General features: G+C 71.7%; 4 protein-coding genes and 1 pseudogene. 2 read left to right on the plus strand and 3 right to left on the minus strand.

Annotation, left to right across the window (positions count from 1 at the left end; all coding sequences use genetic code 11):
- Positions 1-467: pseudogene (locus tag I5I_RS01750) on the minus strand (urocanate hydratase); the annotation flags it as partial.
- A gap of 15 nt (positions 468-482) precedes the next feature.
- A complete protein-coding gene (gene hutH, locus I5I_RS01755; RefSeq protein WP_051039423.1) occupies positions 483-2,054 on the minus strand; it encodes a histidine ammonia-lyase in 1,572 nt (523 codons plus the stop codon).
- Between the two features lie 52 nt (positions 2,055-2,106).
- Here hutH and I5I_RS01760 point away from each other — a divergent pair, with 52 nt between their 5' ends.
- Entirely contained in the window at positions 2,107-2,904 is a 798-nt protein-coding gene (locus I5I_RS01760) for an IclR family transcriptional regulator (protein ID WP_083867896.1), read from the plus strand.
- Here the strand turns inward: I5I_RS01760 and I5I_RS01765 are convergent.
- Positions 2,895-3,989, minus strand: a complete 1,095-nt coding sequence (locus I5I_RS01765; RefSeq protein ID WP_051039424.1) for a LacI family DNA-binding transcriptional regulator — start codon at positions 3,987-3,989, stop codon at positions 2,895-2,897. The genes I5I_RS01760 and I5I_RS01765 overlap by 10 nt on opposite strands.
- Positions 3,990-4,106: 117 nt before the next feature.
- On the opposite strand from I5I_RS01765, the gene I5I_RS01770 reads away from it, so the two are divergent.
- Positions 4,107-5,091, plus strand: a 985-nt coding sequence (locus I5I_RS01770; protein ID WP_036315692.1) for a sugar ABC transporter substrate-binding protein, incomplete at its 3' end; no start/stop codon positions are given.

The following is a 5,091-nucleotide window of genomic DNA, read 5'->3' on the forward strand; positions in this document are numbered from 1 at the left end:
ATGCCCTGCGTGCCGATGTAGATCCACGATCCCGCGGTCATCTGTCCGTACATCGTGAGTCCCAGCTGCTCGAGCCGGCGGAACTCGGGCCACGTCGCCCAGTCACCGACCAGGTTCGCGTTCGCGATGAGCACGCGCGGGGCCCACTCGTGCGTGCGGAAGACGCCGACGGGCTTTCCGGACTGCACCAGCAGTGTCTCGTCGGGCTCGAGCTCGTCGAGAGTGCGGACGATGGCGTCGTAGGCCTCCCACGACCGCGCCGCCCGACCCGTGCCGCCGTAGACGACGAGGTCTTCGGGGTGTTCGGCGACCTCGGGATCGAGGTTGTTCATCAGCATCCGCTTCGCGGCTTCGGCGCCCCAGCTCTTCGCGGTGCGCTCGCCCCCACGCGGGGCGCGGACGGGGCCGCGGCTCGACGCCGCCCGGTTCACAACTCCGGAGTTCTGGGCGTCAACGGGTGATGTCATCGTGATCTCCTTCGATCAGGGACGGTTGTCCGGAGTAGTGAACGCAGCGTCGGCGACCGCGCCCGACAGGACGAGAGCGGTGGCCGCTTCCAGGTCGGGGCTGACGAATCGGTCGGGTCCTGGACCGGCGATGCCCGCGGCCCGCACCGCGGCCCGCACGGCGCCGGTGGCGGGACCCGGTTGCAGCGGTGCCCGCAGGTCGAGGGCTCGGCATCCGGTGACGAGCTCGATCGCGAGCACCCGGGCGAGTCCGTCGACGGCGCGGCGCAGCTTGCGTGCGGCGGCCCATCCCATCGACACGTGGTCTTCCTGCATCGCCGACGAGGGGATGGAGTCGACGGATGCCGGAACCGCCAGACGCTTGAGCTCCGACACGATCCCCGCGGCCGCGTACTGCGCGATCATGAGGCCCGAATCGACGCCGACCTCGTCGGCGAGGAACGGCGGCAGGCCGTGACTGCGGGTGCGATCGAGTGCCCGGTCGGTGCGGCGTTCGGCGATCGAGGCGAGGTCGGCGACNGCGATCGCGAGGAAGTCGAGCACGTACGCGACCGGGGCGCCGTGGAAGTTGCCGTTGGATTCGACGCGCCCGTCGCCGGTGACGACCGGGTTGTCGACGGCGGAGGCGAGCTCCCGCTCGGCGATCGTGCGGGCGTGCGCGACGGTGTCGCGCGCGGCACCGTGCACCTGCGGGGAGCACCGCAGTGAGTAGGCGTCCTGCACGCGCGTGCACACGGCCGGATCGCGGTGACTCGCGACGAGGGGCGAATCGGCGAGCAGGGCGCGCAGGTTCGCGGCCGAGGCGGCCTGTCCGCTCTGCGGACGCAGCGCCATCAGGTCGGCGGCGAACACCGCGTCGGTGCCGAGCTGGCTCTCGATCGAGAGGGCGGCGGTGATGTCGGCGACAGTGAGCAGGTTGTCGAGGTCCGAGAGGGCCAGAGCGAGCATGCCGAGCATGCCGTCGGTGCCGTTGATGAGCGCGAGCCCCTCCTTCTCTTCGAGCACGAGCGGGGCGATGCCGGCGGCGGCGAGGGCGTCGGATGCCGGGACGAGCAGACCCTCGGCATCGCGCACCTCCCCCTCGCCGAGCGCCGCCAGCGCGAGGTGCGAGAGCGGGGCGAGGTCGCCCGAGCACCCGAGCGAGCCGTACTCCCGCACGATCGGGGTGATCCCGGCGTTCAGCATGGCCGCGTAGGTCTCGACGACGACCGGGCGGACGCCCGTGTGCCCGGTCGCGAGGGTCTGCAGGCGCAGCAGGTGCAGCGCGCGCACGACGTCGCGTTCCACCTCCGCACCGGTACCGGCCGCGTGGGAGCGGATGAGGCTCGCCTGCAGCTGGCGACGCCGCTCGGGCGCGATGAACGTCGTCGCGAGCGCCCCGAAGCCGGTCGAGATGCCGTAGTGCGGCTCGGGGTCGTCGGCGAGCCGTTCGATGAGCTCTCGCGCCTGGCCGATCCGCGTCCACGCGTCGGCGGCGATCTCGACCGTCGCGCCGTCGCGGGCCACGGCGACGACCTCGGCGGGAGTGAGGGGGCGCGCGCCGATGAGGACGTGATCGGCGATTGTCGAGGCGGCAACGGTGGTCATGCCTCGATTCCACCCCGGCTGTGCCCGCGCCGCCACACGGGCGTGGCATTGTGTGTCTGTGATACCAGACAATCTCGGCGATGCGGATGCGCCGCCGAAGGCGGTGCAGGTCCCGGCCGCGGACCAGACCCTGCGGATCCTCGCCTATCTCGCACGCCAGCGCGGACCGGTCGCCGCCCGGACGATCTCCGAAGGCCTCGCCATCCCCCGCTCGAGCGTGTACCACCTGCTGACCGCGATGGCGACGCACGGTTTCGTGGTGCATCTTCCGCACGACCGGCGCTGGGGGCTGGGCACGGCCGCGTTCGAGCTGGCCGGCGGCTACGCCCGTCAGCAGCCTCTTGCGCGTCTGGGCCGTCCCCTCGTCGCCGCCCTCTCCGACCGCCTCGGCGAGAGCACGCATGTGGCGGTGATGACCGGCCGCGATGTGCTGTACATCGTCGAGGAGCGCGCTCCGCGGCGCCCTGCGCTCGTCACGGACGTGGGTGTGCGGCTGCCGGCTCACCTCACGGCGACGGGACGAGCGATGCTCGCCGCTCTGCCGCGCGAGCAGGTGCGCGCGCTCTACCCGGATGCCGCGGCCTTCGCCGACCGCACGGGTCGCGGGCCGAGGCGCCCGACCGAGCTTCGCGAGCTGCTGCGTCAGACACGCGCCGCGGGCTTCGCGGGTGAAGACGGCGAGGTGACCCTCGGCTTCCGTTCGGTGGCGGTCGCCGTCCGCGACCACGCCGGCTGGCCGGTCGCGGCGATCGCGGTGACGTGGCCCGCCGAGGCCGGTCACACCGCGGAGGCGCTCGCACCGGCGGTGACGACGGCGGCGGACGAACTGCAGCGCCGGCTCTACGGCTGAACGCTCGGCGGCGCCGTCTCACGCACGACGAGGCGCGGCTCGACGAGGACGTGGGCACTCCCGGGTTCGGCGGCACGGTGCTCGATGGAGGCCGCGCCTCCGAGCAGCAGATCCAGGGCGCCGACGGCGACCTCCTCGGGCAGCTGCTCGACGCTGGACAGACCCAAGGCTTCGGCGGCCGGGGTGTTGTCGAAGCCGATGATCGGCAGGGCGGGGCGCCCGGCCGCCACCGCGGCCAGGTGCGCACCGACCGCCAGAGAGTCGCTGACGCACACGATGGCATCGATCTCGTCGGAGGCGACGAGGTGGGCGGCGACGTCACGCGCCCGCGCCACGTTCTCGTCGCTCACGGCACGGATCGGCGTCCATCCGGCCGCGCGCACGTCCCCGGCATCCAGCGCCCGACGCCAGCCTCGTTCGCGATCGTCGCCCGTTGCGGAGCCCGCGGGCCAGCCCAGGAAGGCGACGCGCGGACCCGCCGTCGCCAGCGCATGCCGTGTCGCCTCGGCGGTGCCGGCGGCGCCGTCGACGTCGACCCAGTGGTGGCTGGGAGCGCCGACGTCGTCACGGCCCCAGGGGCGGCCGAACGAGACGAAGGGCACGCCGCGCTCCAGGAGCCACTCCGCGCGAGGATCGCCCGGGAAGGTTCCGGTGATGACGACCGCGTCGATCTCTCCGCCCTCACGCAGATCCCCCATCCGTCGGATCTCCTCCTCGGGGGTGCGCGCCGCGTAGAGCATGACGCGCAGGCTCCGCTCGCCCGCCTGCTCGGTGAGGGCGTGAACGAAGCGGTCGAGCACGACGCCCGAGATCCCGCCGGCGTACGGGTCGAGGTGGATGCCGATGGTCGAGCTGCGTCGCGTGCGCAGTCGACGGGCGGAGGCGTGCGGCGCGTAGTTGAGGCGCGAGATCGCGTCGGCCACCCGCGCGCGGGTCTGCTCGCGCACGATGTGAGGAGAGTTGATCACGTTGCTGACGGTCTGGCGCGAGACGCCCGCGGCCCGCGCCACGTCTTCGATCGTCGCCGATCTGTTCACGCGGTCCTCCTTGACGGTCTCGGCCTCGTCGTCTATCTTTTCAAGCATCCCACAATTTGAACGATCAAATGATCGATCCAAGGGCGGATCGCACGGACGATCCGCGCGGGATGGCACCATGGGCCGCGCTGCCCACGCGCGAGCCCCGCGATCGAAGGAGATGCGATGAAGCGACACACAGCACGGACGCTGCTCGCGGCAGGAGGCCTGGCCGTGGCCTCGAGCCTGCTGCTGACCGGATGCGGACAGGGATTCAGCGGGTCGGGCTCTGACCCCTCGGCCAGCGCCGGGGATCTGACGTCGTCCGACAAGCCACTGACGATCATGATCGGCTCGTCCGGAGACGCCGAGACCAAGGCCGTGCAGGATGCCGTCGCCGCCTGGTCCGCGAAATCCGGTGTGTCGGCGTCGGTCGTCGCCGCGACCGACCTCGCCCAGCAGCTGTCGCAGGGCTTCGCGGCGGGCTCTCCGCCGGACCTCTTCTACCTCAGCACCGACCAGCTTGCGGGCTTCGCGAGCAACGGCTCGCTGAAGGCCTACGGCGACCAGCTCAGCAACAAGGACGACTTCTACCCGTCGCTCGTGAAGAACTTCACCTACGACAACACCTTCTTCTGCGCGCCGAAGGACTTCTCGACGCTGCAGCTGGTCATCAACGAGAACCTGTGGACGAAGGCGGGCCTGACCGACGCCGACATCCCGACCACCTGGGACCAGCTGGCCGCCGTGGCCGCGAAGCTCACGAACGGCTCCACGAAGGGGCTCGTCTTCGGCGGCGAATACGCCCGTCTCGGCGCCTTCATGGCCCAGGCCGGCGGCCGCCTCGTCTCCGAGGACGGCAAGACGGCCGAAGCCGACAGCGACGCCAACGTGACGGCGCTCACCTATGTCCAGAAGCACCTGCAGGACGGCACGTTCGCCTACGCCTCCGACGTCGGAGCCGGCTGGGGCGGCGAGGCGTTCGGCAAGCAGCTGGGCGCCATGACCATCGAGGGCAACTGGATCACCGGCGCCCTCGGCGACTACCCCGATGTGAAGGCCAAGGTCGTCGAGCTCCCCGCCGGCAGCGCCGGCAAGGGCACCCTGCAGTTCACCAACTGCTGGGGCATGGCCGCCGACAGCGACTCTAGAGGATCCCCGGGACCGAGCT

The organism is Microbacterium sp. B24, from assembly GCF_000333415.1.
In the GTDB taxonomy this organism is placed as follows: Bacteria; Actinomycetota; Actinomycetes; order Actinomycetales; family Microbacteriaceae; genus Microbacterium.